The sequence below is a fragment of the Bartonella taylorii 8TBB genome, assembly GCF_902825155.1.
Taxonomy (GTDB): Bacteria; Pseudomonadota; Alphaproteobacteria; order Rhizobiales; family Rhizobiaceae; genus Bartonella; species Bartonella taylorii_A.
In genome coordinates this window covers 1-443 of the sequence record NZ_CADEAG010000131.1, presented here as the reverse complement: position 1 = coordinate 443, position 443 = coordinate 1, and the positions used below count along the sequence as shown (strand labels likewise).

At 37.9% G+C, this 443-nt stretch carries 1 pseudogene; it reads left to right on the top strand.

From position 1 onward, the window contains the following. Positions 1–443: pseudogene (locus J7R13_RS08980) on the top strand (hypothetical protein); the annotation flags it as partial.

Genomic DNA, 443 nt, shown 5'->3' with positions numbered 1-443 from the left:
AAAGTTGCAATGGGGAGTTCTCGTTGGATGCTTATAAAGGAATCCCATATGAAGGGAGCTCCAGAAGAGTTGATTATACAAGGTGATATAACAATTCCAGATGAAGGGTTATCATTACGATTGATTCTACGTCGTAATACCGATCTGTCTCTTCCTGCTGCGTATATTATGGATCTTATTTTTAATCTTTCTGATAAATTTTCAGGGAAAGTTATAAGCAATGTTCAAACATTAGTTTTTAAGGCAAGTGAACACTCCATTGGGCAAGCTTTAGCAAGGACTGTTACAGCGAAGATTGGAGATAACTTTTTTCTTGTTGCATTGAGCGGTAATCATCCATTTCTTGACCGAAATCTACAACTGATGCGAGAATTAGATTGGGTGCGTTTGGTGTTGACTGATAAAAACGGACGTATAAATGAATTGACCTTTGCAAAAGGGCC